This is a genomic window from Pseudomonas sp. FP2309, assembly GCF_030687575.1.
In the GTDB taxonomy this organism is placed as follows: Bacteria; Pseudomonadota; Gammaproteobacteria; order Pseudomonadales; family Pseudomonadaceae; genus Aquipseudomonas.
Map to the genome: position 1 here is coordinate 1634559 of NZ_CP117439.1, position 25210 is coordinate 1659768.

Here is a 25210-nt window from a genome sequence, read left to right on the forward strand (position 1 = left end):
CATGACCGAGTACAACTGCTCGCTGTACGAAATGCTGCTGCAGAATTTCGACGGTGAGTTGGACTTGCATCGCGTCAGCGAAGAGGACCAGCACGCCCTGTCGGTGCTGGACAACCTGCAGCGCATCCTCAACAGCCGCGCGGGTGCACTCAGTCATCTGCCCGATTACGGGCTGCCGGATATGAGCCTGATCCTGCAAGGGTTGCCCGCCTCGGCCCAGAGCTTGGTCGGCACCATGACCGCCACGTTGCTCAAGTACGAACCGCGGCTGGCGGCGGTGGCCATTGAGTTGCGGCCGCAGATGTTGCCGGGGCATTTGGAGTATGTCTTGGACGCGCAACTTAAGGACGGGCAGCACGTGAGCTTCGGCACCCGCGTGTCGCCCGAAGGCAAGGTGCTGGTGCGTCACTTGAAGCGACAGCACTACCTGACCAAGCCCTGAACCCATAATGCAAGGGAAGCCCGATGACGGCGTTGTTTGAGGTGCGTATCCGAGTCGGCGGTGATCCGCGCGGCTTCAGTGAATTTACGCGATTGCGCGAGGAGTTGGCCAAACTCGGCCATCCTGCCTGCCCGGATGTGGATTGGGCGGCGGTGGAGCAAAGCTGTCTGGCGCTGTTCCAACAAAATGGCGCCGACTTTCAAACCGCCTGTTTTTACACCTTGGCACGTGGTCAGCGCCATGGACCTGAGGGCATCGCCCAAGGCGTGGTGTTGCTGGAGGCCCTGAGCCGCGAGTGGCCGCGGCTGTGGCCGCCGACCGCCTCGGCGCGCCTGGATCTGCTGGAGTGGTTGCTCGATCAAATGCAGGTGTTGCTGCGCACCATGGCGGTGACTGCCCACAGTGTGCCGGCGCTGTCTCAACTGGACATTGAGCTGGCACATTTACAGGCGCGTTTGCTTACGCAGGGCGCTGATCTTCTGCTGAGATTGCAGGCTCTGCGCCACCAACTGGGCTGTCTGATCCAGCGTCTTGAGCAAAGCCACGTATCAAGTACGAAGGTGCTGGCACCTGTCAGAGTGATGGCTCCGACATTGGCGCCTCAAGTGGTCATTTTGCCACCTCCCGAGGTGCCGCCACCCCAGCGGCGTGTGACCTTATGGCTGTTTGCCGGGACGATGGTCGTTGTCTTGCTCGCTGGACTCGGTTGGCGGACATGGCTGACAAATCAGGACCGCGCGCCCCGCATGCCCGAACCCGTGCGATTGGACAGCCTGTCGCTGTTTGACGCCGGCAGCGCAATCCTTAAGCCAGGCTCGACCAAGGTACTGATCAACGCCCTGGTCGGCATCAAGGCCCAGCCGGGCTGGCTTATCGTGATCGCCGGGCATACCGACGCGACCGGGGTTCTGGAGCAGAACCAGGCCCTGTCCCACGCCCGCGCCTCCGCTGTGCGCGACTGGATGCAGCAGATGGGCGACATTGCCGACAGCTGTTTTGCGGTGCAGGGCCTGGCGGCCAATCAGCCGATCGCCAGCAATGAGACCGAGGCCGGGCGTACCGCTAACCGGCGCGTGGATATCCAGTTGGTACCGCAAGTGGGCGCTTGTGAGCAGAGCGCTTTGGCAGGGGAGACAGGCAAGTGATCATAAAGGCGGTTGGTGCAGTGCCGGATCGAGTCCAACGAATGCCTTGATGAGACTGAGGCCGCCGCAATCGCTAAACTCCATCCGCGCGTGATATCGTTGTGATATCACGTGTCGTGATGGCCACGGAGGGGGGGTTATGAAGAAGCTATCGATGGTGGTTGTGCTCATGGTATTGGTCGCGAGCCCGATGTTGGCAATGGGCTGCCCCAAAGGCACTCACCCCGTGGGCGGGACGGGGTCGCATCACAAGGGTGGGACGTGTCAGTAGTCGACTGAACCCGCCTGTATGGATCTGTGAAAGTCCTTGTCACTGAACAGCCTGCGCACCTCACGGTTCAGCAGGCTTTTTATTGAGCGCTGTTTCCCTAAAGTCCTTACCCGCGCGGCCGAAATGCTGTCATGCGATGTCGTATCCCTCAATAAGAGTGCCCTGCTAAATGTCCCTTCGCAGCCTGTCCATCGCCCGCCGCGCGGGTTTGGGTTTTGCCTTGATTGCTTTGCTCGTGGCCCTGCTGGGTTTTTTTGCGCTGTCGAATATGGCAAGCATCCGTGCCAGTGCGGTGCAGGTGGAAAGCGGGCTGGTGCCCAAGATTCGGCTGGTGGCGGATATCCGCGAAATCATGCTGCGCATTCGCACGATTTCTCTGCGTATGGCACTGGACCCCAACCCCGCAAGCCTGCCGCAGTACCGCAGCCAGATGGACACCCGCAGCCAGGACTTGACGAAGCGGTTGGCTGACCTCGATGCGGTAATCGACACGCCGGAGGTACGCGCGCTCTATGACCAGTTCCAGGGCTCGTTGCGCCAGTACCAACAAGGTCTGGCGCAGTCCTTCGTGCTGGCCGACAAGCAGCAGAGCGCCGAGCTCAACAAGTTGTTGCTGGTGGACATGAAAACCGTGGTCGATGGCTCCGGCGCCCAGCTCAATGCACTGGCCGACTACTACAACGCCCAAGTCAACCGGCAAGGCCAGACGGCGGAGTTGCAGTACAGCCAGTCACGCACCATGGTCTTTGGTTTTGTGATCCTGGCGGGTTTGAGTACGGTCGCGCTGGCCTGGTTGCTGACGCGCAGCATCGTGGGGCCATTGGGCCAGGCGATGCGCGCGGCGGAGAACGTTGCGCGGGGCGACCTGACCCAGAGTGTGGAAGTGAGCGGCAATGATGAGGTCACCCGTTTACTCGTGGCGCTGCAATCCATGCAGGGCAGCTTGCGCAGTACCTTGCAATTGATTCGTCAATCGGCGGCGCAAATGGCCGCTTCCGCCACCGACCTCAATGGCATTACCGATCAGAGCAGCCGCAGCCTGCAACAGCAGACGGCGGAAATCGAGCAGGCGGCGACGGCGGTCAACGAGATGACGTCGGCTGCCGAAGAAGTGGCGCGCAATGCGATGTCCACCTCCGAGTCCACCCGCCTTTCCAATGAGACTGCGCGCGAAGGTCAGCACCGTGTGGGTGAAACCGTCAGCGCGATTCAGGGCCTGAGCAGCAACATCGGCGAGACCTCCACCCTGGTGCAGAACCTGGCTGAACAATCGCGGGATATCGGCAAGGTGCTCGACGTGATTCGCTCCATTGCTGAGCAGACCAACTTGCTGGCACTCAACGCCGCCATCGAAGCGGCGCGCGCCGGTGAGTCCGGGCGCGGTTTTGCGGTGGTGGCCGATGAAGTGCGAGCGCTGGCCCATCGTACCCAGCAATCGACCCTGGAGATCGACCAGATGGTCACCGCCATGCGCACCGGCTCCAACGACGCCCTGACCTCGATGCAGTCGAGCACCCAGCGCGCCACCGAGACCTTGACCTTGGCCGAAGGGGCCGGGGGTGCGTTGAGCCAGATCACCGACTCCATCGACCAGATCCACCAGCGCAACCTGGTCATCGCCAGTGCGGCCGAGGAGCAAGCCCAGGTGGCCAAGGAAGTCGACCGCAACATCGTGAACATTCGTGACCTGTCGGCGCAATCGTCGTCCGGCGCCGGGCAGATCAATGGTTCAAGCCAGGAACTGGCACGGCTGGCGGTTGCGCTCAATGACGCAGTGGCGCGGTTTCAGCTGTAGTGAGTTCGGACGAGTGCGCCGCAGGCGGGCATGGCCACCTGCGGCGCTGGCGTTGAAGCGGTGGGGGTAGGAGAGGGGTTTCGGTCAGCGTGACACCGAGTCCAGGCCGGTGGCTTGCACCACCGGTTGCGCCTCGGGGGAAGCCAGGAACTGCAGCAAGGCCTGGGCCTGCTGCGGGTGCTCGGCGTTGACCGGGATACCCGCCGCAAAGCGCGTCACCGATTGCACATCTTCGGGAATCTTGCCCACATAGGTCACGCCTGGCACGGGTAACAATTCCGCCACCTGCTGCAAACCGACTTCGTAGTCACCGTTGGCAACCACCGAAGCCACCGGGATACGTTCAATCATCGTGCCCTTGGCCGGCATGCCGAGTTTCTTGAACAACTCTTTCTCCACATACACGCCGCTGGCACTGTCCGAATACGCCACCGATTTGGCTTTGCTCAGCACGGCCTTCAGCGCGGCATCGGTGCTGATGGACGGCTTCACTGCGCCAGCCTTGACCACCAGGCCGATACGCGAGTCCGCCAGTTCCACGCGGGACGCAGGGTCGACCTTGCCTTGTTTGATCAGGTCGTCCAGGGCGTAGCCAACCATGATCACCACATCGGCATGTTCACCACGGGCCAAGCGGTTGGGAATCGCTTCCGGCGCTTTGCCCATCGACGGCCCGAGGGTGGTCTGGAGGGTATCGCCACTGTGCTTGGCATACTGCGGGCCAAGCACGTTATACGCAGCGGTGAAGCCCCCGGAAGTCATGACCTTGAGTTCTTCGGCCTGAGCCGTCAGCGCCAGGGCGCCGAGGGCCGCGGCCGTCAGGGCGTAGAACAGCGGCTTCATCACACGGCCTCCTGCATGACCTGCCCACGGGTATTGGCGCGGCGATACAAGGCCAGTGTCGAACACAGCGCGCACACCGCAGCGAACATCATCCAGTAGGCCGGCGAGGCTTTGTCTTCGGTGATGTGAATGAACCAGGTGGAAATGGCCGGGGTGAAGCCACCAAACACCGCAGTCGCCAGGCTGTAAGCCAGGGAGAAGCCCGCCACGCGCACTTCCACCGGCATGATTTCAGTAAGCGCCGGGATCATCGCGCCGTTGTACATGCCATACAGGAAGGAGAACCACAGCAGGGTTTCCAGCATATGCGCAAAGCTGGGCGCGTTAACCACGTAGGACAACGCTGGATAAGCCGTGAGAACCGTCAGCGCGGTCATCGCGATCAGCACCGGCTTGCGGCCGAAGCGGTCGCTCAAGGTGCCGCCGATCGGCAGCCAGACAAAGTTCGACACCGCCACCAGCAAGGTCACCAGCAAGGCGTCGGAGGTGCTCAGTTGCAGTACGGTCTTGCCGAAGGTCGGTGCGTACACGGTGATCAGGTAGAACGCGGTGGTGGTCATGGCCACCATCAGCATGCCGCCGATGACCACCGTCCAGTTTTTCACCAGGGTCGCCATGACTTCGCGCATGGTGGGGCGATGCTTGCGGTTGGCGAACTCTTCGGTTTCCTGCAGGTTGCGACGCAACACAAAGATGAACGGAATGATCACGCAACCCACGGCGAACGGAATGCGCCAGCCCCAGTCGGCAACCACGGCCGGTTCCATCCACACGTTCAGGCCATAGCCCAGTGCCGCTGCGACCACGATCGAGATCTGCTGGCTGCCCGACTGCCAGCTGGTGTAGAACCCTTTGCGGCCCGGCGTGGCCATTTCGGCCAGGTACACCGACACACCGCCCAGTTCCGCGCCGGCCGAGAAGCCCTGCAACAGGCGACCGAGCAGCACCAGCAACGGTGCCCACAGGCCAATGGTGTGATAACCCGGCACCAGCACGATCAACAGCGTGCCGCTGGCCATGATCGACAGGGTCACGATCAGGCCTTTGCGGCGACCGACGTCATCGATGTAGGCACCCAGAATCACCGCCCCCAGTGGACGCATCAGGAAGCCGGCGCCGAACACGGCGAAGGTCATCATTAAGGATGCGAACTCATTGGCGGCGGGGAAGAACGCAGCTGCGATGTAGGTGGCGTAGAAGCCGAACAGGAAGAAATCAAACTGTTCGAGGAAGTTGCCCGAAGTGACACGGAAAACCGCGCCAATCTTGGAGCGGGCAGAGGCGGGCCGGGAAGGGCTTGTCATGGTTTTGTGTCTCCAGCTTTCTTTTTAAAGTGCTTATTTCACGTAAGACTGAAGATAGTGGCTGACACATTTAGAAATGATAAGTGAAAAATTTAGTTTTATTCATGCTTGACGGCTATGAATCGTTGATTTCAGCAAGTTGTCGCGCCTGTTCTATGCTGGAAGGTGTGACCAATGTTTACGGATGGGAGGTGGCGATGGGCAACGAACACAAACGCTCGGATGAGTCGGAGCACGAGCAGCCCGCGCGGCAGCGCGAAGAAGAAAAACCCCAGACCTGGAAGCATCCGGACGACGGTACAGAGCTTTCGGAGCGCGATCAGGAGTTTCCGCTCAAGCCTTGAAGTGCAACCCCGATTCGCGAATCGGGCCTATCAGCAGATAGGCGCATAGACGCCGTCCGTCGCGCTTTCTACACTGCGGGCTGTCTTGGGCTAAGGGCAGGCGCCGATGAATCGCAATGAATTACGCAAGGCCGACATCAACCTGATGGTGGTCTTCGAAGCACTGATGCTCGAGCGCAACGTGACACGGGTGGCCGAGAAATTGTTTCTTGGCCAGCCCACCATCAGCTCGGCGCTCAACCGTCTGCGTACCTTGTTCAACGACCCACTGTTCATTCGCGTCGGCCATCGCATGGAGCCCACGGCGCGTGCCGAAGAGATCATCCAGCACCTGTCGCCGGCCTTGGATTCGCTGTCGTCGGCCCTGAGCCTGACCCATGATTTCGACCCGTCCATCAGCACCATGACCTTTCGCATCGGCCTGTCCGACGACGTCGAGTTTGGCCTGCTGCCACCCTTGCTGCGCGCGTTGCGCCAGGAGGCGCCGCAGGTGGTGTTCGTGGTGCAGCATGTGGATTACTGGCGCATTCCCGACCTGCTGGCGTCCGGCGATATCACCGTGGGCATCACCCAGACCCGTGGCCTGCCGGCGAATGCCAAGCGCAAATTGTTGCGCCATATTCGTCCACGGCTGTTGCGCGCCGATGCCTCCGACACGCCGCTGACCCTCGATGAATACTGCTCGCGGCCCCATGTATTGGTGTCCCACACGGCCAACGTGTCGGGGTTTGCCGATGAGTGGCTGGCCGAGATCGGTCGCAAGCGTCATGTGGTGCTGTCCGTGCCGCAGTACAGCGCATTGCCCGCCTTGCTGGCCGGGACCGACCTGATCGCCAGCCTGCCGGATTACACCGCCGAAGCCATGGCGGTGTCGGGCCAGCTGTTCTGTGAGCCGTTCCCGTTCGAAACCCCGACGCTGGATTTGTCGATGGTCTGGCTCAGCCACGTCGACACCGACCCGGCCGAGCGGTGGGTGCGTTCGCGGTTGGAAGCCTTTATGAGTGATCGAGGCTTGGGGACGAAGGCCTGACGCTATATATTCGAGAATCTTCCTACAACAAGCTCGGAGCTACCCATGCCGCATCTGCACCTGGAATACACCGCCAACCTGACGCAACTGGACGCCGACAAGGCTCTGTTGCGCCTCAATCATGCGCTGGTGGCCTCCGGTCAGTTCGGCGCCGAGTTTGATATCAAAAGCCGTGCGGTGAAAGTCGAGCGATTCCGTGTGGGCACCAGCCTGGATCAACGTGGTTTTGTCGCGGTGCGTCTGGCACTGCTCAGCGGGCGTTCGCCGCAGGTCAAGAAGCAGCTGTCGGAAAGCCTGCTGACGGTGTTGCAAGACCTTGGCCCATGGCCCGATGACGTAAAGGTGCAACTGAGCGTTGAGCTGCGCGACATGGACCGCGATGCCTACAGCAAAGTCGCCATTGGCTGAGCGCTATAGCAACCCCTGATCTGCGCACACTTTCACCACCTGTTCGCGAAACCAGGTATTGGCGCTGTCCTGTTCACTGGTTTCGTTCCACTGCATGTCCAGGGTGAAACCCGGCAACCCATTGGGGGCCTCGCAGTGGCCGAAGGTCGGCGCCGGCGCCAGCAGTTTTTGCACGCGGCGGGGCAGGGTGACGATGAAGTCGGTACCGGTGATCATCTTCAACGCGGCGCTGTAGCTGTTAGCGCGGGCGATCACCTGGCGCTTGCGGGCCTGGCGCGCCAGCCAGCCGTCGATCATGTTGGTGTCGGAGGTCCATGGCGTGGGGAATACGTGGCGACGCTCGACGAACGATTGCAGGCTGAACGCCGGCTCACGGGGTGCGGCACGCCGGTCGAACACGCACACCAGGTCATCCTCCAGCAGCATCTGGGTCTTGAAGTCTTTGTGGGCGCGGTGAAAGTGCGGGCCGAAACAAATCACCAGGTCCAAACGGCCTTCGCGCAGGTCCTCGGCGGGAATGTCGGTTTCCAGCTTCTGTACATTGACGATCACCGGCAGGTCGGCGCGGTCGAAGGTGTGCAGCAGGCGCGGCAGAATCAACTGTTCGAAATATTCCGGGGCGCACACATTGAAGGTTACCGCCTTGTGCGTCGGATCGAACGCCTGGCCACCGGCGTGGCACAGGTTGATGCTTTCGAGGATCTTCTGCACATGACCGTACATGGTCGTGGCCTTGTAGGTAGGACGCATGCCCGCCCGCGTGTTGATAAACAACTCGTCTTCAAAACTGGTGCGCAGCTTCTTCAAGCTGTAGCTGACGGTGGACTGGCTGACGAACAGCGTTTCTGACACCTCGGTAACGCTGCTCTGGTCATAGACGGCGATAAACACCATCAAGTCCTGCATATCGAGCTTTCTGAGCAAGTTACTGTTTAGCATCCATTCCATCCGTAAACCCGCTGTACCGAACTCAGTACACAACCGCGCAAAAGCTTAACGGAACGTACGTACCAATAGAAAGCGCTGTAGGGCGTTTCTATGTTAGCCGTGGGACAAATACTGTTTGCAACACGACTTCAACGGATATGTTGCGCGTAGTGCCTGGGGTTGAAGCGTGTGACGATCAGCAGCATCACCACGACGATCGCCGTCAGCGCCCACCAGGCCCACTCGAAACTGCCCAGGTAGTCGCGGATCATCCCGGTGATCAGCGGCGACAGGCCCGCAATCAGGTAACCGACGCCTTGCACGAACGCCGTCAGGCTGCCCGCGCGACGCGGGTTGTCCAGGTGATCGAGGGACAGGATCAGGCTCATCGGGAACAGCCCGCCAATGCCCAGCCCCAGCAGGCACGGCCACAGCAGGCTCAGGTGCTGCGGGCTCAGGATCAGCCCACAGAAGCCGACGATGATCAGCACCAGCAACACCGCCACCACCCCGCGTTTATCCTGGCGACGGTTGGCGATGGCGGGCGTGACCAGGCCGGACACCACTTCCATCGCCGTGAGAAACCCCAGCAGCAACCCGGCGTTCTGTTCGCTCCAACCCTGCTCGACGTAGTACGGCGCCAGCCACGCCAATACACAGGTGTAGGACGCGGTCCCCAGGCCAAAAAACAGCGCCAGCAGCCACGCGCGGCCGTTGCCGAAAAACCACACCTGCGCACTGGAAGCAGTGTGGGGCAAGGGCGGCAGCGCCGAACGCTGGGCGTACCAGACCAGCAACGCCAGCAGCGCCAGCCCGGCCCAGATCGCCAGGCCGATGCGCCAACTGCCGGTGTGTAGTTGCACAAAGGGTGAGAACGACGCGGCCAGCGCGGCGCCGCCCATGATCGCCGTGACGTACAGGCCCATGAACAGCGACACGTTGGCGCTGAAGCGCGACTTGATCAGCGCCGGCATCAACGCCTGGATCAGCGCGATACCGATACCCGCCGCAATGGCGCTGACGATCAGCTCCAGGGCCGAATCAAGAAACAGGCGCGACAGCGTTGCCACGCCAATGACCCCCAGCGACAGCACGATGCTGCGGTGCTCGCCAATGCGCTTGGCCAGGCCCATGCCAAAGAACATCGCCAGGCCCATGGCCATGACCGGCAGCATGGTCAGTAAGGCCGCGCTGCTGAAACTCAACGGTACTTCAGCGCGAATCGACGACAACAAAGGGCCCACCGCCGCCATCGAAGGGCGCAGGTTGAGCGCGACCAGCACCACACTGATCATCAGCCAAACGGCGGTGGCGGGTTTTGCCTGAACGTTTTCCATGGGCCTGCCTTGAGTGAACAAGGGCGAATCAGGCCATGGGCGGGCGCGCGGGGCAAATGAGAAAGTCGTTGGGGCTATCTAAAAATTGCAGATGCCGACACGCCGCCGATCAACCGGCGGCGCCTCAAGCGTCAGTTGGATCGGATCACATGCTTGATCTCCTGAAACGCCGCCAACCCCCAAGGCCCCAGTTCCCGCCCGATGCTGCTCTGTTTGTAACCGCCCCATGCCGCCTGCGGGAAGATCACCTGCGGCGCATTGATCCACACCATCCCCACCTGCAAGGCATTGGCCACCCGTTCTGCGGTGTCCAGATTGCGGCTGACCACACTGGCGACCAGACCAAAATCGCTGTCGTTGGCCAGGGCAACGGCCTCTTGCTCAGTGGCAAAGCGCCGTACACACAACACCGGCCCAAAAATTTCCTCGTTCCATAACGCACTGTCCAGCGGCACGTCGGTAAACACCGTGGGGCGAATAAAGTAGCCCTTCGGCAGATCAGCCGGACGCTCGCCACCACACAGCAACCGCGCGCCGTCCTCGATGCCGCGCCTGATATGCCCCAACACCCGTTGATACTGCGCGCGGTTGATCAACGCGCCCATCTCCACGTCTTCAGCAAAGGCATCTGCCACACGTATGCCTTGCGCCCGCGTCTGCAAGCGTTGCATGAATTCGTCCGCCAGGCTGTCGGCCACCAGCACGCGGCTGGTGGCTGAACACATCTGCCCCGCGTTGAAAAAGCCACCGCCACACGCCAGTTCCACCGCCAGTTCGAGGTCGGCGTCCGCCAGCACCAACAGCGAGGATTTACCGCCCAGCTCCAGGCTCACGCCCTTGATGGTTTCGGCCGCGCGTTGCATCACCTGCACGCCCACCGCGTTACTGCCGGTGAAGGAGATTTTGGCTATGCGTCGATCCGCCGCCAGCGGTGCGCCCACCGCCAGGCCCGTGCCGCAGACCAGGTTGAACACGCCGTCCGGCAAGCCGGCATCGGCAATGATCCGCGCCAATTGCAGCTCCGCCAAAGGCGTGACTTCCGACGGCTTGAGCACCACGCAACACCCGGCGGCGAGGGCCGGGGCGAGCTTCCAGGCGGTGGTGACCATGGGGAAATTCCACGGCACGATCAGCCCGACCACGCCGCACGGTTCGCGGCGCAGGCGCGCGCTGAAGCCCTCATCGGGCAGCGCGACCGCGGCGTCCTGCGTGGCGTCCATGGCCTCGGCGACAGCCGCGTAATACTCAAAGGTGGCGATCACATCGTCCACATCAATGGCCGCTTCAAACAGCGGCTTGCCGTTGTTGCGCGCCTGCAATTGCATCAGCGATTCGCGCCTGGCACTCACGCCACTGGCGATCCTGCGCAGCAGAGCGCCACGGTCGCGGCCGGTACTTTTCGACCAGTCGATAAACGCGTGGCTGGCAGCGTCCACCGCCTGGGTTACATCCCTGGCGTCGCCGACGCTGACCAGCGCCAGGCAAGCTTCAGTCGCTGGGTTGATCACCTCCAGCACTTCATGGCCGGCACGCCATGCACCATTGATATACACACCGTTCACTGCATCGTTCATACCGCCACCTCTCTCATCCACAGCTGTTGGTCGATTTCAATCAAGGTTGGCCCGTGACGATCCGCCGCCGAGCGCAATGCCACAGGTAAATCGTCAATTCCGTTGATGCGTTCGGCGGCGCAGCCCAGCGCCTTGGCCACGCCGATAAAGTCCGGGGTATAGATGTCGACGCCAACCGGTTCGATGGCGCGGTTGAGCATGTATCGCTTGATCTCTTCATAGCCGTGGTTATTCCACAGCAGCACGATCACCGGCGTGCGTGCCTCCACCGCACTGGCCAGTTCCGGCAGGGTGAATTGCAGCCCGCCGTCGCCGATCAGGCACACCACCGGCTGGCCATCGCCGCGCCCCAGCCAGGCGCCGATGGCGGCGGGCAGGGCGTAACCCAGGGTGCCGTAGCCGGTGGATGAGTTGAACCAGCGGCGTGGGTGGTCGAGGTTCAGGGTCAGGTTGGCGCTGTACACCGGCTGGGTGGAGTCGCCGACGATGACTGCAGCGGGCAACGTCTGCAAAACGTTGCGCAGAAACAGGGTGTGCGCGCGGGTGGCGGCGTCCCAAGTGGGCGTCAGTTCGGCCCACAGACGGGCGACGCGTTGGCTGCCCCAGTCATCGCTGCGCGTAGGCAAGGGGTGGCGGTTCAGTTCGCTCAGCAGCGCGTCGGCGGCGATCTGTGCGTCGGCCACCAGGGCGAGGTGGGGCGGGTAGTTGCGCACGGTCTGGTCCGGGTCGATATCAACGCGCAGCAGCGCGCCGGGAATCTCGAACCCGCCGGCGAAGGTCACGTCGTAATCGGTTTCCGCCAGCTCCGTGCCGATCGCCAGCACCACGTCGGCTTCGGCCACCAGCGCGCGGCTGGCGACCAGGGACTGGGTCGAGCCGATCAGCAGCGGATGCGCGGCGGGCAGCAGGCCTTTGGCATTGATGGTCAGGGCCACTGGCGCGCCGAGGGTTTCGGCGAGGCGGGTCAACGCGGGCGCGGCATCGATGGCACCGCCACCGGCCAGGATCAACGGGCGCCTGGCCGCAGCCAGTAACTGGCTCATCTGCTTGATTGCCGCCGGCGCAGCACCGGCACGCGCAACGCTGACCGGCGCGCTGGCGAGCACGGCGTCGGCGTTTTCCACCAGCACATCCAGGGGGATTTCAATATGCACCGGGCGTGGCCGGCCCGCCTGGAACAGCGCGAATGCGCGCGCCAGTACACCGGGCAATTCTGCCGCCGACATCAACGTGTGGGAAAACGCCGCGACGCCCGCGATCATCGCGCTCTGGTTCGGCAGCTCATGCAGCTTGCCGCGCCCGCCGCCCAACTGGCTGCGCGACTGCACGCTGGAAATCACCAGCATGTGGATCGAGTCGGCGTAGGCCTGGCCCATGGCCGTGGTGATATTGGTCATGCCGGGACCGGTGATGATGAAACACACGCCCGGCTTGCCGCTGGTACGTGCATAGCCGTCGGCCATAAACCCGGCGCCTTGCTCGTGGCGCGGGGTGACGTGACGGATACACGAGCGGGCCAGGCCGCGGTACAGCTCCACGGTGTGCACGCCGGGGATGCCGAACACCTGGTCCACGCCGTAGCCTTCCAGGAGGTTGACCAACACTTCGCCGCAGGTCGCCATACAGGTCGCTCTTGTGATGAATTCGAGGCGGTATTGGAACGGCAGGCCCATAGCGGCAACAATCGATAAAAAGTCATACTCGCCATGTCCCCACGTCATGGCTGCGCTCCAATGAAACGCCTTCCGCCACTGCCTGCACTGCACACCTTCTGGGTCACGGCCCAGTGCTGCAACTTCACCCGCGCCGCCGAGCAATTGCACATCACCCAGGGCGCCGTGAGCCGACAGATCGCCGGTCTGGAACAGCACTTGGGTTATGCGCTGTTTCATCGTCAGGCGCGGGGCTTGAGCCTGACCGAAGAGGGCGGCGAATGGTCGCTGCGCACGCAGCAGGTGTTTGGCCTGCTCGGGGAGGCGGTGGAGCAGATCGGCCGCCGCCGCCAGACCCTGCAACTCAAAGCCTCTACCTGCGTGATGCGCTGGCTGCTGCCGCGTCTGATGCAGTGGCAAAAGGAGCGCCCGGATGTGCCGGTGGAACTCACCACCACCGTGGCCTATGGCGTGGATTTTCGCCGCGAGCCCTTCGATGCGGCGGTGATCTACGCGCCTATCGCCGAGCAGCCGGCCGAGGCGCGGCATTTGTTCGATGAATCCCTCACCCCGATCTGCGCACCGGCGCTGCTCAAGGGGTTGCACGTACCCGAGGATTTGCAGCACCAAGTGCTGCTGCACCCCACGCGTGACGAGCGCGATTGGGCGCGATGGCTCACGGCGGCGGATACGCGGTTGGGCAACCTCAGCCAGGGGCACCATTTTGAAACGCTGGATCTGGCCATGAACGTGGCCGCTCAGGGCTCGGGAGTTGCCATGGGCGACAGTGCGTTGATTGGCGAGGATGTGAAGGCGGGCCGGCTGGTAATGCCGTTTGATCTGCGGGTACCGACCGGGAAGGGCTACTTCCTGGTGTACCCACCGGGCAGCCAACCGTCGGTGGAGCTTGAAGCGTTGATGGACTGGCTGGTGAGCCAAGCGCAACAGCCCTGAATGTGATGAACGCAGCTGAGTTCTGAGCGGGGCTTAGTGTGGTGAGCGGCTTGTCCCGCGCTGGGCTGCGAAGCTCACCGCACTTATCCAGGTGAACCGCAGTGCCTGGTTTCAGGGCCGCTTCGCGCCCCAGCGCGGGGCAAGCCTGCTCACCACAACAAGCCCGCTCAGCACAAAAAGTCCGTCAGAATCCGCTCATGCATGGGCGGCCGCAGTATGCCAAGCCATCAATTGTGGTGACCGGCTTGTCTCAGTAACCGACGGTGAAACGCTGGCGCGAGTGCTTCGGTGTTTCCACTTCATCGAGCATGGCAATGGCGTAGTCGGCAAAGCTGATTGAACTGGTTCCGTCGCTGCTGACCAGCAAATCATCCTGGCCCAGGCGGAATTGACCGGTGCGTTGGGTGCCATCGAACAAGGCCGATGGCGAGAGGAAGGTCCAATCCAGTTCCTTCTCCTGGCGCAGCGCGTCGAGGAATGCCGCGCCTGCGCTGGCTTCCACTTTGTATGCCTCGGGGAAACCTGCGCTGTCGATCACACGTCCGCCATCTGGCAGCAGCAGCGAACCGGCACCGCCCACCACCAGCAAGCGTTTCACCGCGGCTTTTTTCACCGGGCCGATCACGGCGCTGGCGGGCAGGGTGGCAAAGTGTGCCGCACTGATCACCACGTCGCTGCCGCTGATGGCCTGTTGCAGTGCCTCGGCGTCCAGCGCGTCGACGCGTTTGACGGTGACGCCTGGGCGCGCGGCCAGTGCGTCGGTGTTGCGTGCAATGGCCACAACGCTGTGCCCACGACGCAAGGCCTCTTCCAGCAATTGGCTACCTGCACGGCCGGTAGCCCCAATGATTGCGATCTTGCTCATGCTGTTCTCCAGTACGGTTAAGGGATGAACGGTTTCACCACTTCATTTCGCCCTTGGCGACTTTGGCGCTCAGTTCCAGCGAGCTTTCGTCGGCAAGGGTGGGGTAACGCTGTTTCATGGCGGCGATCAGCGCGGCGGAGTCCTTCGCCTTGGCGGTCTCGCTGTCGAAAGCCTTGATGTAGTCGGCGGTGAATTTCACCGACGCAAGGCTGGGGCTGCCCAGGTAGTGGCCGGGGATCACGGTGCGTGGTTTCAGGGTTTCGATGCGTTGCAGGGTGGCCAGCCAGTCTTTATGAGATTGCGCACTCTGGGTGTCGGCCATCCACAGGTGGATGTTTTCTGCGACCACTACGCCGCCAACCACGGCCTTGATCGACGGGATCCACACAAAGCTGCGATCAGGCTGCGGGCCGTCCAGGCCGATCACGTCCAGTTGTTGGCCTTCCAGCATCAGGCTATGGCCCTGCAGCGGTTGCGGCACGATGGTTTTAGCCGGTTTGTCGGCGCCCATTTTCGGACCCCAGAACGCCAGTTTGCCGGCCACGGTGGCGTTGATATGGTCGATCACCGGTTGCGGCGCGACTACCTTGGCGTCCGGAAAGGCAGCGGTCAGGGTGTCGAGGCCGAAGTAGTAGTCCGGGTCGCCGTGGCTGATGTAGATGGTGGTCAGGTGCTTGCCGCTGGCGCGGATCTTTTGCACCAGTTGCTCGGCCTGGCCCTTGCCGAACTGCGCGTCCACCAGGATCGCGTCTTTGGCGCCGCTGACCAGCACCGAAGTGACCGGGAAGATCGCTGCCTCGCCTGGGTTGTACACGTCCAGGGTCAGGTCGGCCGCGGCCGCATGGGCGGTAAAGGCCAGGGCGGCGGTGGCCAGGGTCAGGCGCTTGAGGGTGGACAACATCGGGCAACTCCAGCAATCGGTTCAAAGGATGCACAGAGCTTAGTTGCACCAAACACGACTAAAAATGCGATGCTGGGACATAGTTTGTTTCTAAAATCGGGCAGATCATGGACCGTCTTCAAGCAATGCGCGTATTTGTCACCGTGGTCGACCTGGGTAGCCAGTCCGCCGCCGCCGACCATCTGGACCTGTCGCGTCCGGTGGTATCGCGTTACCTGGCCGAATTGGAAGACTGGGTCGGCGCGCGCTTGATGCACCGCACCACGCGCAAGCTCAGCCTCACGGCCGCCGGCAGCGAAACCCTGCCGCGTTGCCGACAACTGCTGGAACTGTGCGGCGATATGCAGGCCGCCGTCAGCGAGCCCGATGATGCGCCCCGTGGCCTGCTGCGCCTGAGCGCCAGCACCTCGTTTGGCCAGGCGCAATTGGCCGGGGCCATTGCCGAGTACGTCACGCGCTACCCGTTGGTCACGGTCGACCTGCAAATGCTCGACCGCACCGTGAACCTGGTGGATGAGCGCATCGACCTGGCCATCCGTACCAGTAATGACCTGGACCCGAACCTGATCGCCCGACGCCTCACCGTCTGTCGCTCCGTAATCTGCGCCGCGCCGGCGTATCTATTGGAGCACCCGGCGCCGCACAAAGCCGAAGACCTGGCTGCGCACAACTGCCTGACCCACTCCTACTTCGGCCGAAGCCTGTGGCATTTCGAGGAAAACGGCGAGCAGGTCTCGGTGCCGGTGCACGGCAACATCACCTCCAATGAAGCCAGTACGTTGCTGCACGTGACACTGGCCGGCGCCGGGGTGGCGATGTTGCCCAGTTATCAGGCCGGTGAGCACATCCGCCGTGGCGACCTGGTGCGCCTGCTGCCCCACGCCGAGCCCCGGCAGATGAGCATTTACGCGGTGTATGCCTCGCGCAAGCACATGCCGTCGGCGCTGCGCAGCCTGCTGGATTTTCTGGTGGTGAGGTTCCCGCCGGAGCCGGCGTGGGACGTCGGTCTTTAGGGCGACATCACCCGGTTGAATGTCGCCCAATAATGGCAACTTGCCCTGACTGACCTATGCTTTAAACAGCACCGTGTAGATCCGTTCAGAGGTCTGTGCCATGAACATCAAAACCAGAAAGTACCTGATGATTTTCGCCCTGTGCGCCTTGGCCAGCGCCCTCTATGGGACCGCGGCCTACCGGGTGGAAATGACCCGTATGCAGCCGACCTTTGCGATCAGCTGCCATCAAGACCAATGCGTGCCTCACACCGGCAGTTTCAGCGCACTCAGGTAACCGCGAAGGCAGCCAGGAACATTCTGTGCCGCCCTCAATCGCCCTTGAGTTGCTCGCGAAACGCCTTGGGTGAGAACCCGACCCGTCGGCGAAACAGTCGAGAGAAGTTGGTCGGGTCGGAAAAGCCCAACACCTCCGACATTTCATTGATGGTCATGCTGGTGTAGGTCAGCAGGCGCTTGGCTTCCAGCAACTGACGGTCATGCATGATCTGCAACGCCGGCTGCCCGCCCAGCTCCCGACACGTCCCGTTCAAGTGTGAAACCGAGATCCCCAGCTTGTGGGCCAGGTCCTCGATCTTGGGGTGCTCGCGGTAATGCTGTTCGACCAGTTGGGTAAAGCGCCGGAAATACTCGCGGCCCCGTGGCGCGCGTGGATGGCGGCGCTGGATGGCCTGGCGGCTGATCCACACCAGCAGCACGCTGACCAGCGCGTGCATCATCATGTCCCGTGCCGGTTGCGCGTCGGCGTATTCATCCTGCAAACGCGCGAACTGACTGTTGAGGTAGTCGCTGTCCTTGCCCGCCGGGTAACTGCCCAAACTCTGCAAACCGCCCGCCGCCGCGCCCAACTGCGCCTGTAAATGGCTGACCAGCGGTGCCGACAGGGTCACCACGTAGCCTTCGACGTCTTCAGAAAACCGAAAACCGTGCACGCACAACGGCGGCAGTACCTGCAAGGTCGCCTCATTGAGGGTGGTGCGCTGGCCTTCGATTTCCAGCTGTGCCTGGCCTTTGTGCACGTACAGCAGCTGGCAAAGATCCGCGTGCCGGTGGGGCTGGATTTCCCACTGGTACTCCCGACTGCGCCGGGAAATGGTTTCGCAGTGCAACAAATCGGGGGTCGGCCATTGCTGGCTTTCACCGTAAAGCTTGAAGACCGGAATCGCGGTATTGGTCATGGTTTCAATCCGATACTCAGGAAAGTGGTTCGGTAATCGCCCAAATTGGCAAAAAGCGCAGGCTTTGGCGCAGTTTTCACCTTCTTATGGCGCGCACTCAAGTGAAAAATGTCAGCCACACGATCAATGACAACTCTTTCACTCAATCTGTTCGAGTGGAACTTGCGGGCGATAAAAATAATGAAAACGCTGAATACCCAAGTCGCCATTATCGGCGCCGGTCCCTCGGGACTGTTGCTCGGTCAACTGCTGCACAACGCCGGCATCCAGACCCTCATTCTCGAGCGCCAGAGTGCCGAGTACGTGCAAGGCCGCATCCGCGCCGGGGTGTTGGAGCAAGGCATGGTCGACCTGCTGCGCGAGGCCGGTGTGAGCCAGCGCATGGACGCCGAAGGCCTGGTGCACGACGGCTTCGAACTGGCGCTCAATGGCCAACTCACCCACATCGACCTCAAGGCCCTGACCGGCGGCCAATCGGTGATGGTCTACGGCCAGACCGAAGTCACTCGCGACCTGATGGCCGCCCGCGCGGCCGCTGGCGCCACCACCCTGTACGAAGCCAGCCAGGTGCAGCCCCACGACCTCAAAAGTGATCAGCCCTGGTTGACCTTCGAGCATCAGGGCCAGGCGTTTCGCCTGGAGTGCGACTACATCGCCGGTTGTGATGGCTTCCACGGCGTGGCACGCCAGTCGATCCCGGCGGAGTCGTTGAAGATCTTCGAGCGCGTTTACCCCTTCGGCTGGCTCGGCATTCTCGCCGACACCCCGCCGGTGCATGAAGAACTGGTGTACGCCAAACACCCGCGAGGCTTCGCCCTGTGCAGCATGCGTTCGCCGACCCGCAGTCGCTATTACCTGCAAGTGCCCGCCGAAGAGCCGCTGGACGAATGGTCGGATGCGCGCTTCTGGGACGAGCTGAAAACCCGCCTGCCCAGCGCGCTGGCCGAGCGGTTGGTGACCGGCCCGTCGATCGAAAAAAGCATCGCGCCACTGCGCAGTTTTGTTGTGGAGCCCATGCAGTACGGGCGCCTGTTCCTGCTCGGCGATGCGGCGCACATCGTGCCGCCCACCGGGGCCAAGGGCTTGAACCTGGCGGCCAGCGACGTCAGTACGCTGTTTCGGATTTTGCTCAAGGTCTATGGCGAGGGCAGGGTGGATCTGCTCGAACGCTATTCCGCGATCTGCCTGCGGCGTGTGTGGAAGGCCGAGCGGTTTTCCTGGTGGATGACCTCGATGCTGCACCAGTTCCCGGAGGCCGACGGCTTCAGCCAGCGCATTGCCCAGAGCGAGCTGGAGTACTTCATTGATTCCGAAGCCGGGCGTAAAACCATCGCGGAAAATTACGTCGGACTTCCTTACGAAGCTATCGAATAGCCTGCTATCGTATCGAGCATTCCCGTGGGCTGCCTGTTTCCACGGGCCCTGCTCGAAGGTTCTGCCGTGACTCAGCTCAATCAACCCGCGCCGCCGTTGCCTGCGGTGCGCAGTATTCTCGCCTCGCTGATGATGGCGATCTTCCTTGGCGCCCTGGACCAGACCATCGTCGCCGTGTCCATGCCTGCCATTTCCGCACAGTTTCATGACGTCAACCTGCTGGCCTGGGTGATCTCCGGCTACATGGTGGCGATGACCGTGGCGGTGCCGATCTACGGCAAACTCGGCGACCTGTACGGGCGCCGGCCGATGATGCTGATCGGCATGGGCCTGTTCACCGTGGCCTCGCTGTTTTGCGGCATGGCCCAGAGCATGGAGCAACTGGTGCTGGCGCGGGTGCTGCAGGGCATCGGCGCCGGCGGCATGATCTCGGTGAGCCAGGCGATTATCGGCGACATCATTCCGCCCCGCGAACGAGGGCGTTATCAGGGGTATTTCAGCAGCATGTACGCGGTGGCGAGCGTGGCTGGGCCGGTGTTGGGCGGTTACATGACCGAGTACCTGTCCTGGCGCTGGGTGTTCCTGATCAACCTGCCGCTGGGGGCCGGCGCCTGGTACGTGGCCCATCGCACCCTGGTGGGGCTGCCGACGCCGCAACGCAAGCCGATCATTGATTACCTCGGCACGGTGCTGATGATCATCGGCCTCACCGCCTTGTTACTGGGCATCACCGAAATCGGCCAGGGCCATCAATGGCGTGACAGCCAGGTGCTGGGCCTATTGGCCTGTGCACTGGTGGCCCTGACGCTGTTTGTGTGGCACGAACGCCGCGCGCCGGAGCCCTTGCTGCCGATGCACCTGTTCGCCAATCGCAGTGCGGTGCTGTGCTGGTGCACGATTTTTTTCACCAGTTTCCAGGCGATTTCCCTCACGGTCCTCATGCCGCTGCGCTTTCAGACGGTGACCGGCGGCGGAGCCGACAGCGCTGCCTTGCACTTGCTGCCCCTGGCGATGGGCCTGCCGATGGGCGCGTATACCGCCGGGCGCATGACCTCGGTGACCGGGCGTTATAAACCGATGATCCTGGGCGGCGCCATATTGAGCCCGCTGGCGATTCTGGGCATGGCCTTCAGTGCGCCCCAGGACGTGCTGCTCACCGCCCTGTTCATGCTGCTGTGCGGGATCGCTGCCGGCATGCAATTCCCCACCTCCCTGGTGGGGGCGCAAAACGCTGTGGAGCAACGCGATATCGGCGTGGCTACCAGCACCACCAACCTGTTCCGCTCACTGGGCGGCGCGGTGGGGGTGGCGTGTATGTCGGCGTTGCTGCTGGCGCTGTTGCAGGACTCCAGCTTCGCCCACCTGGCCAGCGGTGCGCTGGTGGCCGAAGGCAGTTCCGGCAACGTGCTCCTGGACGGCCTCAACGCCGCCCCCGGGCCGGCTCAGGATGCGCTGCGCGGCGAGTTGGCGGTGACGTTCCGGCATTTGCTGATGGTCAGTGCGGCGGTGTCGTTGCTGGGGTTGGCGGCGGCGATAGCGATGCCCAACCGGACCTTGCGCGGTCGTGCAGAAAAGACTGACTAACTGAAACGATGACGATCAACCTGTGGGCGCTGGCCCGCCGCTGTCAAGTCAGCGCCCACAGTCGCTCGTATTCCAAGGCCTGGATTACGGGCTGTAATACCCCACGGCTACCATGAAATGCCCCGCCTTGCGGATATAGGCGTGCTTGTTCTCGACATTGCCGGTCACCGGGTTTTTCCAGCGGTACTTGTATTCGCCCTGATCCTGTTCGGCCATGAGTTTGAGGATCGGCTCGCCCACCGGTTTGCCGTCCGGGTCCTTGACCTTGCTGAAGTCGGTGTTGATCAACCGCAGATTGGTGCCATGGGCCACGTAGCGATGGGTGTTCAGGTCCACCACGAACACATACAGGTCATCCTGCAGGAAGCCGCCCTGCAATGAGTTGATGGCCTTGAGCGTGCCGGCTTCATCCTTGACCAGCGCGTTGACTGCCTTCTTGCGCAGGGCCCGCGCCTGTTCCGGGGTGGCCCGTGGCAGGTAGTACCCCACCGCGAGGATGCGCTCGCCGACCCGCTGGTAAAACACGTGCTTGTGCTCGACCTTGCCGTCGTTCCAGTTCTGCCAGCGGTAATCGGCCTGCTGCATGCCCTGGTCTTCAGGCACTTTGAGCGCGTCCGCAAAGGACTGGCGCAGATCCTGCCCCAGTACCTCGCTCACGTCCCGGCCGATCAGCGCGGAGGACGGCCCGCCGCTGGCCAGCAGCACGCCTTTGGTGTCGACCACGAACACATAGCGGTCCTTGTCGATAAAGTCACCCTGGCGGCTGAACGCGGCAAACGCCTTGTCGCCATTTTCCTGGTAGTAGGCCAGGGCTTTTTGCAGCAAGGCCTTGGCCGCCTGGGCGTCTTCTTCGTGAGCCGTTGCAACCTGCACCTGGCCGAAACACAACAGCAGCAGCCAGGTGATTCGCAGCATTGCCTTCATGGTCTATCCCTCGTTCTTGTCGGTGTGACCACAGCGTAGACGGCTCTGGCTCAGGGCGCCGCCAACCATTGATCAACGATGCCCTGGTACGCGCCGGTCGCCACACTCAGGTGCAACCACTGGTCGACATAGCTCTTCCACGCCACGTCATCGCGGGGCAGCAAAAACGCTTTTTCGCTGTACTGCATCTGCCGCTCAGGGTTGACCGCACACAGCCCTGGCTTCTGTTTTTGTTGGTAACGCGCTTCACTGGCGTCGGTGATCATCACGTCGGCCTTGCCGGCGAGCAGTTCGTCGAAAATGGTGACGTTGTCGTGCAGGCGGATCTGCGCCTGACCCAGGTGGGCGCGGGCAAACACCTCGTTGGTGCCGCCTGCCGGTTCGATCACGCGCACCTCGGGCTTGTTGATCTGCTCGACGGTCTGGTAGCGCTGCACGTCGGCGCAGCGCACCAGCGGGATCTTGCCGTCGACCCCCAGGGACTGGCTGAAAAAGGCCTTCTTCTGCCGCTCCAGCGACACCGAAATACCGCCCACGGCGATGTCGCAGCGCTGAGCAACGAAGTCTGGCATCAGGGTTTTCCAGGTGGTGGGCACCCAGGTGATGTTGGCGTTGAGGCTCTTGGCCAGGGACTCGGCCATGGCAATGTCGATGCCTTCATAACGGCCGTCGGCGCGCAACTTGGTGTAAGGCGTGTAGTCGCCGGTGGTGCACACGCTCAGGGTGCCGCGCTGCAGCACTTCGTCCAGGCGCGAGGGGGCGGTGTCGGCCAGGGCGCTGGTGGCCAGGGTTGCCAATACACACAGGGCTAGCGGAGCTTTCATGCGGTCGAGTCCTTGGGGCATGGTGGGGCGGCCATTATTTCCAGCGTGGGGCAGGGTGGCAAGGCGCGATGAATGTTTAGCGGGGCTGCAACCCTACTCCGTAATCGGTGAATTTAAGTGCTTACGCAGGCGTGTGACGCTGGGCGGATCTCCCTCATCGTGATTCGCCCATGGACGGTTCCGCCGCCACTCACCTTGCGACACTGCCGTCCACGCTGGCGTTCTGGGCGCTGTTTCACTGTCGGCACGCGCGCCCGCCAGATACCTCTCTCCTACGTTGATCGACTCCATGGATGACGCGCACCTGTGCGCATCTGCCCGGCGGCGCCTGCGCGCCTGCCTGAAGCAAACGTATGAGACCCCCTATGAGTGTTTTTGCCAGCCTGCACGAAGCCCAGTCGTTTCTTGAGCAACACCCGGACATCGAGATGTTCGAGCTGTTTATCCTCGACAATAACGGCGTACCACGCGGCAAGTTGCTGCACCGCGATGAGCTGTTGGCGCTGTATGAAAGCGGCCGCCCGTTGCCCAGCACCATCCTCGGCCTGACCATCAATGGCGATGACGTGGAAAACTCCGGGCTGGTCTGGGAGGTCGGCGATATTGACTGCCGCGCCTACCCGATCAGCGGCAGTCTGCAGCGTATGCCGTGGCGCCTGATCCCGACGGCGGCGGTGCAGGTCAGCATGCACCCCACCGAAGGCCTGCCCGCCACCGTGGCCGACCCCCGGCATTTGCTCGCCAGGGTCATCGATGGGCTCAAGGCCGACGGCTATTTCCCGGTGATGGCCGCTGAGCTTGAGTTTTACCTGCTGGACCAGAAACCCGACAGCAACGGGCGCCCGCAACCGGCGCGGGACGTGGATGGCGGCCGCCCGCGCGCGACCCAGGTCTACGGCCTGCGCGAACTGGAGCAGATCGAACCGTTCCTCGCCGACCTCTACAGCGCCTGCAAACTGCAGGGCATCCCCGCGCGCACGGCGATCTCGGAATACGCCCCAGGCCAGGTGGAAATCACCCTGGAGCATCGCGCCGACGCCCTGCAAGCCATGGACGAAGCGGTGCGCTACAAGCGGCTGGTCAAGGGCGTGGCGCATAAACACGCAATGACTGCCTGCTTTATGGCCAAGCCATTCGATGACCTGGCGGGCACCGGCATGCATATGCACGTGAGCCTGGCCGATGCCCACGGCAACAACCTGTTCGCCAGCGAGGCCGGCGACGGTACACCGCTGTTGCGCCATGCGGTGGGCGGCATGCTCAGCACGTTGCTCGACTCGCTGTTGATGTTCTGCCCCAACGCCAACTCTTATCGGCGCTTCCAAACCAACAGCTATGCGCCGTTGGCGGCCACCTGGGGCGTGGACAACCGTACCGTCAGCCTGCGCGTGCCCGGTGGCCCGGCCCATTCCCGGCATATCGAACACCGCATCTGTGGTGCGGACGCCAACCCCTACCTGGCCGCCGCCGCGATCCTTGCCGGCATCCACCGGGGCATTCGCGAACAGCGCGACCCCGGCGCCCCGGTCGAAGGCAACGGCTACGCCCAGGCCAAGCAATTACTGCCCACCGATTGGCTCACCACGTTGCGCGCGCTGGAAGCTTCGAACTGGGCCCGTGAGACGTTCGGCAGTGAGTTTCTTGGGGTGTACCTGGCGGTGAAGCGCGCCGAGTACCGTCAGTTCATGGGCCAGGTGGGTGAGCAGGATTGGCGTTGGTACCTGCATCAGGCCTGAGTCGATTGAAGGGGGGAAGGCTTCTACCTTTTTTTCACGTTGGGGTGGTTAAGCTGCCAACCAAGGTCGTTTACCCCCTATGAGCCCATGATGTCGCCACAACCTCCATCGTCTATCGAGATCGAATACGCCGAACGCTGTGACCGTGAACACGCCAGGGTCTGCGGCGACACGCGCCCGCCTGGGCTGCGTCGCCGTCTGGCGTCGTGGCGCGACGAATGGTTGGTGCGCCAGGCGTTGAAAGTCGCCGGCGAGCCGGGCCTGATCCTGGACCTGGCCTGCGGGTCGGGGCGGTTCTGGCCGGTGTTGGCCGAGCATATCAACCGCGTGATCCTGGCCTCGGACAATTCCCAGGCCATGCTCGATCACGCCCGTACCCACCACCCGGCGGCACTGCTCAAACGGGTCAAGACCTTCCAGGGCTCTGCGTTTGATATCGGCTTGTCGGCGAATGCGGTCGACTGCATCTTCTGCCTGGAGTTGTTTCGCCATGTCCCCAGCGGTGAAGGGCGGCTGGCGTTGCTGCGCGAGTTTCACCGGGTCAGCCGCGACACGGTGATCGTCTCGGTCAACTCGCGCACGGCGGTGGAGGACGAGTTTCGCCAGGCGGGCTTCAAGGTCCTGAATCATCAGGAATTCATTCCGGGCTCCGCGCTGTGGCGGGTCTATGTTCTGCGTAAGAGAGGATAACGCCCGCCTGTCGGACTATTCCTCGCCTCCTGTCTGAGTTTTCATGGTTGCCTGTGCACTGCGGATGCTCGCTAGCCCCGTTCGCGATATATACT

General features: G+C 62.6%; 24 protein-coding genes. 13 read left to right on the forward strand and 11 right to left on the reverse strand.

The window, feature by feature from the left end; translation table 11 throughout:
* The first annotated feature begins 1 nt into the window (after position 1).
* The 3 genes from tssE (at position 2) to PSH59_RS07495 (ending at position 3653) form a co-directional block, all read left to right on the forward strand.
* Complete coding sequence (gene tssE / locus PSH59_RS07485; RefSeq protein ID WP_248076740.1) at positions 2-442, forward strand: type VI secretion system baseplate subunit TssE; 441 nt, start codon at positions 2-4, stop codon at positions 440-442.
* Positions 443-465: 23 nt separating this feature from the next.
* Positions 466-1587: a type VI secretion system ImpA family N-terminal domain-containing protein gene (locus PSH59_RS07490; protein ID WP_305394705.1), complete on the forward strand. Its 1122-nt coding sequence runs from the start codon at positions 466-468 to the stop codon at positions 1585-1587.
* A gap of 440 nt (positions 1588-2027) precedes the next feature.
* Positions 2028-3653, forward strand: a complete 1626-nt coding sequence (locus tag PSH59_RS07495; protein WP_248076736.1) for a methyl-accepting chemotaxis protein — start codon at positions 2028-2030, stop codon at positions 3651-3653.
* A gap of 84 nt (positions 3654-3737) precedes the next feature.
* On the opposite strand, the gene PSH59_RS07500 is transcribed toward PSH59_RS07495, so the two are convergent.
* Both PSH59_RS07500 and PSH59_RS07505 read right to left on the reverse strand, forming a co-directional pair.
* Positions 3738-4496 (reverse strand): substrate-binding domain-containing protein, encoded by a 759-nt coding sequence (locus PSH59_RS07500; protein WP_248076735.1) that lies wholly within the window; start codon positions 4494-4496, stop codon positions 3738-3740.
* Positions 4496-5800, reverse strand: coding sequence for an MFS transporter (locus PSH59_RS07505; protein ID WP_248076733.1), 1305 nt, complete (start codon positions 5798-5800; stop codon positions 4496-4498). Before PSH59_RS07505 ends, PSH59_RS07500 begins: the two co-directional genes overlap by 1 nt.
* 83 nt (positions 5801-5883) lie before the next feature.
* Between PSH59_RS07505 and PSH59_RS07510 the strand changes: the two genes are divergently transcribed.
* The 3 genes from PSH59_RS07510 to PSH59_RS07520 all read left to right on the forward strand — a co-directional run bounded on the left by PSH59_RS07510 (position 5884) and on the right by PSH59_RS07520 (position 7582).
* Positions 5884-6144, forward strand: coding sequence for a hypothetical protein (locus PSH59_RS07510; RefSeq protein WP_248076941.1), 261 nt, complete (start codon positions 5884-5886; stop codon positions 6142-6144).
* A gap of 106 nt (positions 6145-6250) precedes the next feature.
* Positions 6251-7174 (forward strand): LysR substrate-binding domain-containing protein, encoded by a 924-nt coding sequence (locus tag PSH59_RS07515; RefSeq protein ID WP_248076731.1) that lies wholly within the window; start codon positions 6251-6253, stop codon positions 7172-7174.
* Positions 7175-7219: 45 nt separating this feature from the next.
* The gene (locus PSH59_RS07520; protein WP_248076729.1) at positions 7220-7582 is read left to right on the forward strand and encodes a 5-carboxymethyl-2-hydroxymuconate Delta-isomerase; all 363 of its coding nucleotides are present in this window, start codon (positions 7220-7222) and stop codon (positions 7580-7582) included.
* 3 nt (positions 7583-7585) lie between these two features.
* On the opposite strand, the gene PSH59_RS07525 is transcribed toward PSH59_RS07520, so the two are convergent.
* The 4 genes from PSH59_RS07525 to PSH59_RS07540 all read right to left on the reverse strand — a co-directional run bounded on the left by PSH59_RS07525 (position 7586) and on the right by PSH59_RS07540 (position 13042).
* Entirely contained in the window at positions 7586-8521 is a 936-nt protein-coding gene (locus PSH59_RS07525; protein WP_305394706.1) for a LysR family transcriptional regulator, read from the reverse strand.
* 137 nt (positions 8522-8658) lie between these two features.
* Positions 8659-9846, reverse strand: a complete 1188-nt coding sequence (locus tag PSH59_RS07530) for a cyanate transporter (protein ID WP_305394707.1) — start codon at positions 9844-9846, stop codon at positions 8659-8661.
* A 131-nt stretch (positions 9847-9977) separates the two neighbouring features.
* Positions 9978-11420 carry an aldehyde dehydrogenase family protein gene (locus tag PSH59_RS07535; RefSeq protein ID WP_248076725.1) on the reverse strand — a complete coding sequence of 481 codons (1443 nt, stop codon included), beginning with the start codon at positions 11418-11420 and terminating at the stop codon, positions 9978-9980.
* Positions 11417-13042 carry a 5-guanidino-2-oxopentanoate decarboxylase gene (locus tag PSH59_RS07540; protein WP_305395273.1) on the reverse strand — a complete coding sequence of 542 codons (1626 nt, stop codon included), beginning with the start codon at positions 13040-13042 and terminating at the stop codon, positions 11417-11419. The genes PSH59_RS07535 and PSH59_RS07540 overlap by 4 nt, the downstream gene beginning before the upstream one ends.
* Positions 13043-13153: 111 nt before the next feature.
* Here PSH59_RS07540 and PSH59_RS07545 point away from each other — a divergent pair, with 111 nt between their 5' ends.
* A complete protein-coding gene (locus PSH59_RS07545; protein WP_305394708.1) occupies positions 13154-14026 on the forward strand; it encodes a LysR substrate-binding domain-containing protein in 873 nt (290 codons plus the stop codon).
* A gap of 250 nt (positions 14027-14276) precedes the next feature.
* Here the strand turns inward: PSH59_RS07545 and PSH59_RS07550 are convergent, their stop codons facing one another.
* Positions 14277-14891: an NAD(P)-dependent oxidoreductase gene (locus tag PSH59_RS07550; RefSeq protein ID WP_305394709.1), complete on the reverse strand. Its 615-nt coding sequence runs from the start codon at positions 14889-14891 to the stop codon at positions 14277-14279.
* A 34-nt stretch (positions 14892-14925) separates the two neighbouring features.
* Positions 14926-15792, reverse strand: a complete 867-nt coding sequence (locus PSH59_RS07555; protein WP_248076721.1) for an MBL fold metallo-hydrolase — start codon at positions 15790-15792, stop codon at positions 14926-14928.
* 107 nt (positions 15793-15899) lie between these two features.
* Here PSH59_RS07555 and PSH59_RS07560 point away from each other — a divergent pair, with 107 nt between their 5' ends.
* Positions 15900-16805, forward strand: coding sequence for a LysR family transcriptional regulator (locus PSH59_RS07560; protein WP_248076719.1), 906 nt, complete (start codon positions 15900-15902; stop codon positions 16803-16805).
* Positions 16806-16905: 100 nt separating this feature from the next.
* Entirely contained in the window at positions 16906-17082 is a 177-nt protein-coding gene (locus tag PSH59_RS07565) for a hypothetical protein (protein WP_248076717.1), read from the forward strand.
* A gap of 34 nt (positions 17083-17116) precedes the next feature.
* Here PSH59_RS07565 and PSH59_RS07570 read toward each other — a convergent pair whose 3' ends face one another.
* Complete coding sequence (locus PSH59_RS07570) at positions 17117-17983, reverse strand: helix-turn-helix domain-containing protein (protein WP_248076714.1); 867 nt, start codon at positions 17981-17983, stop codon at positions 17117-17119.
* A 189-nt stretch (positions 17984-18172) separates the two neighbouring features.
* Between PSH59_RS07570 and pobA the strand changes: the two genes are divergently transcribed.
* On the forward strand, positions 18173-19357 hold the full coding sequence (gene pobA / locus PSH59_RS07575) for a 4-hydroxybenzoate 3-monooxygenase (RefSeq protein ID WP_305395274.1): 1185 nt from the start codon (positions 18173-18175) through the stop codon (positions 19355-19357).
* Between the two features lie 66 nt (positions 19358-19423).
* Entirely contained in the window at positions 19424-20941 is a 1518-nt protein-coding gene (locus PSH59_RS07580; protein WP_248076711.1) for an MDR family MFS transporter, read from the forward strand.
* Between the two features lie 84 nt (positions 20942-21025).
* Here PSH59_RS07580 and PSH59_RS07585 read toward each other — a convergent pair whose 3' ends face one another.
* The gene (locus tag PSH59_RS07585) at positions 21026-21865 is read right to left on the reverse strand and encodes a cache domain-containing protein (RefSeq protein WP_248076709.1); all 840 of its coding nucleotides are present in this window, start codon (positions 21863-21865) and stop codon (positions 21026-21028) included.
* Between the two features lie 50 nt (positions 21866-21915).
* Positions 21916-22689 carry a transporter substrate-binding domain-containing protein gene (locus PSH59_RS07590; protein WP_248076707.1) on the reverse strand — a complete coding sequence of 258 codons (774 nt, stop codon included), beginning with the start codon at positions 22687-22689 and terminating at the stop codon, positions 21916-21918.
* Between the two features lie 365 nt (positions 22690-23054).
* On the opposite strand from PSH59_RS07590, the gene PSH59_RS07595 reads away from it, so the two are divergent.
* Both PSH59_RS07595 and PSH59_RS07600 read left to right on the forward strand, forming a co-directional pair.
* Positions 23055-24425, forward strand: coding sequence for a glutamine synthetase family protein (locus tag PSH59_RS07595; protein WP_305394710.1), 1371 nt, complete (start codon positions 23055-23057; stop codon positions 24423-24425).
* A 90-nt stretch (positions 24426-24515) separates the two neighbouring features.
* Entirely contained in the window at positions 24516-25115 is a 600-nt protein-coding gene (locus PSH59_RS07600) for a class I SAM-dependent methyltransferase (RefSeq protein WP_305394711.1), read from the forward strand.
* The last annotated feature ends 95 nt before the right edge of the window (positions 25116-25210 follow it).

Coding starts and splice junctions, on each gene's coding strand:
- tssE (WP_248076740.1), top strand. CDS start 2: ATGACCGAGTACAACTGCTCGCTGTACGAAATGCTGCTGCAGAATTTC.
- PSH59_RS07490 (WP_305394705.1), top strand. CDS start 466: ATGACGGCGTTGTTTGAGGTGCGTATCCGAGTCGGCGGTGATCCGCGC.
- PSH59_RS07495 (WP_248076736.1), top strand. CDS start 2,028: ATGTCCCTTCGCAGCCTGTCCATCGCCCGCCGCGCGGGTTTGGGTTTT.
- PSH59_RS07500 (WP_248076735.1), bottom strand. CDS start 4,496: ATGAAGCCGCTGTTCTACGCCCTGACGGCCGCGGCCCTCGGCGCCCTG.
- PSH59_RS07505 (WP_248076733.1), bottom strand. CDS start 5,800: ATGACAAGCCCTTCCCGGCCCGCCTCTGCCCGCTCCAAGATTGGCGCG.
- PSH59_RS07515 (WP_248076731.1), top strand. CDS start 6,251: ATGAATCGCAATGAATTACGCAAGGCCGACATCAACCTGATGGTGGTC.
- PSH59_RS07520 (WP_248076729.1), top strand. CDS start 7,220: ATGCCGCATCTGCACCTGGAATACACCGCCAACCTGACGCAACTGGAC.
- PSH59_RS07525 (WP_305394706.1), bottom strand. CDS start 8,521: ATGCTAAACAGTAACTTGCTCAGAAAGCTCGATATGCAGGACTTGATG.
- PSH59_RS07530 (WP_305394707.1), bottom strand. CDS start 9,846: ATGGAAAACGTTCAGGCAAAACCCGCCACCGCCGTTTGGCTGATGATC.
- PSH59_RS07535 (WP_248076725.1), bottom strand. CDS start 11,420: ATGAACGATGCAGTGAACGGTGTGTATATCAATGGTGCATGGCGTGCC.
- PSH59_RS07540 (WP_305395273.1), bottom strand. CDS start 13,042: ATGGCGACCTGCGGCGAAGTGTTGGTCAACCTCCTGGAAGGCTACGGC.
- PSH59_RS07545 (WP_305394708.1), top strand. CDS start 13,154: ATGAAACGCCTTCCGCCACTGCCTGCACTGCACACCTTCTGGGTCACG.
- PSH59_RS07550 (WP_305394709.1), bottom strand. CDS start 14,891: ATGAGCAAGATCGCAATCATTGGGGCTACCGGCCGTGCAGGTAGCCAA.
- PSH59_RS07555 (WP_248076721.1), bottom strand. CDS start 15,792: ATGTTGTCCACCCTCAAGCGCCTGACCCTGGCCACCGCCGCCCTGGCC.
- PSH59_RS07560 (WP_248076719.1), top strand. CDS start 15,900: ATGGACCGTCTTCAAGCAATGCGCGTATTTGTCACCGTGGTCGACCTG.
- PSH59_RS07565 (WP_248076717.1), top strand. CDS start 16,906: ATGAACATCAAAACCAGAAAGTACCTGATGATTTTCGCCCTGTGCGCC.
- PSH59_RS07570 (WP_248076714.1), bottom strand. CDS start 17,983: ATGACCAATACCGCGATTCCGGTCTTCAAGCTTTACGGTGAAAGCCAG.
- PSH59_RS07585 (WP_248076709.1), bottom strand. CDS start 21,865: ATGAAGGCAATGCTGCGAATCACCTGGCTGCTGCTGTTGTGTTTCGGC.
- PSH59_RS07590 (WP_248076707.1), bottom strand. CDS start 22,689: ATGAAAGCTCCGCTAGCCCTGTGTGTATTGGCAACCCTGGCCACCAGC.
- PSH59_RS07595 (WP_305394710.1), top strand. CDS start 23,055: ATGAGTGTTTTTGCCAGCCTGCACGAAGCCCAGTCGTTTCTTGAGCAA.
- PSH59_RS07600 (WP_305394711.1), top strand. CDS start 24,516: ATGTCGCCACAACCTCCATCGTCTATCGAGATCGAATACGCCGAACGC.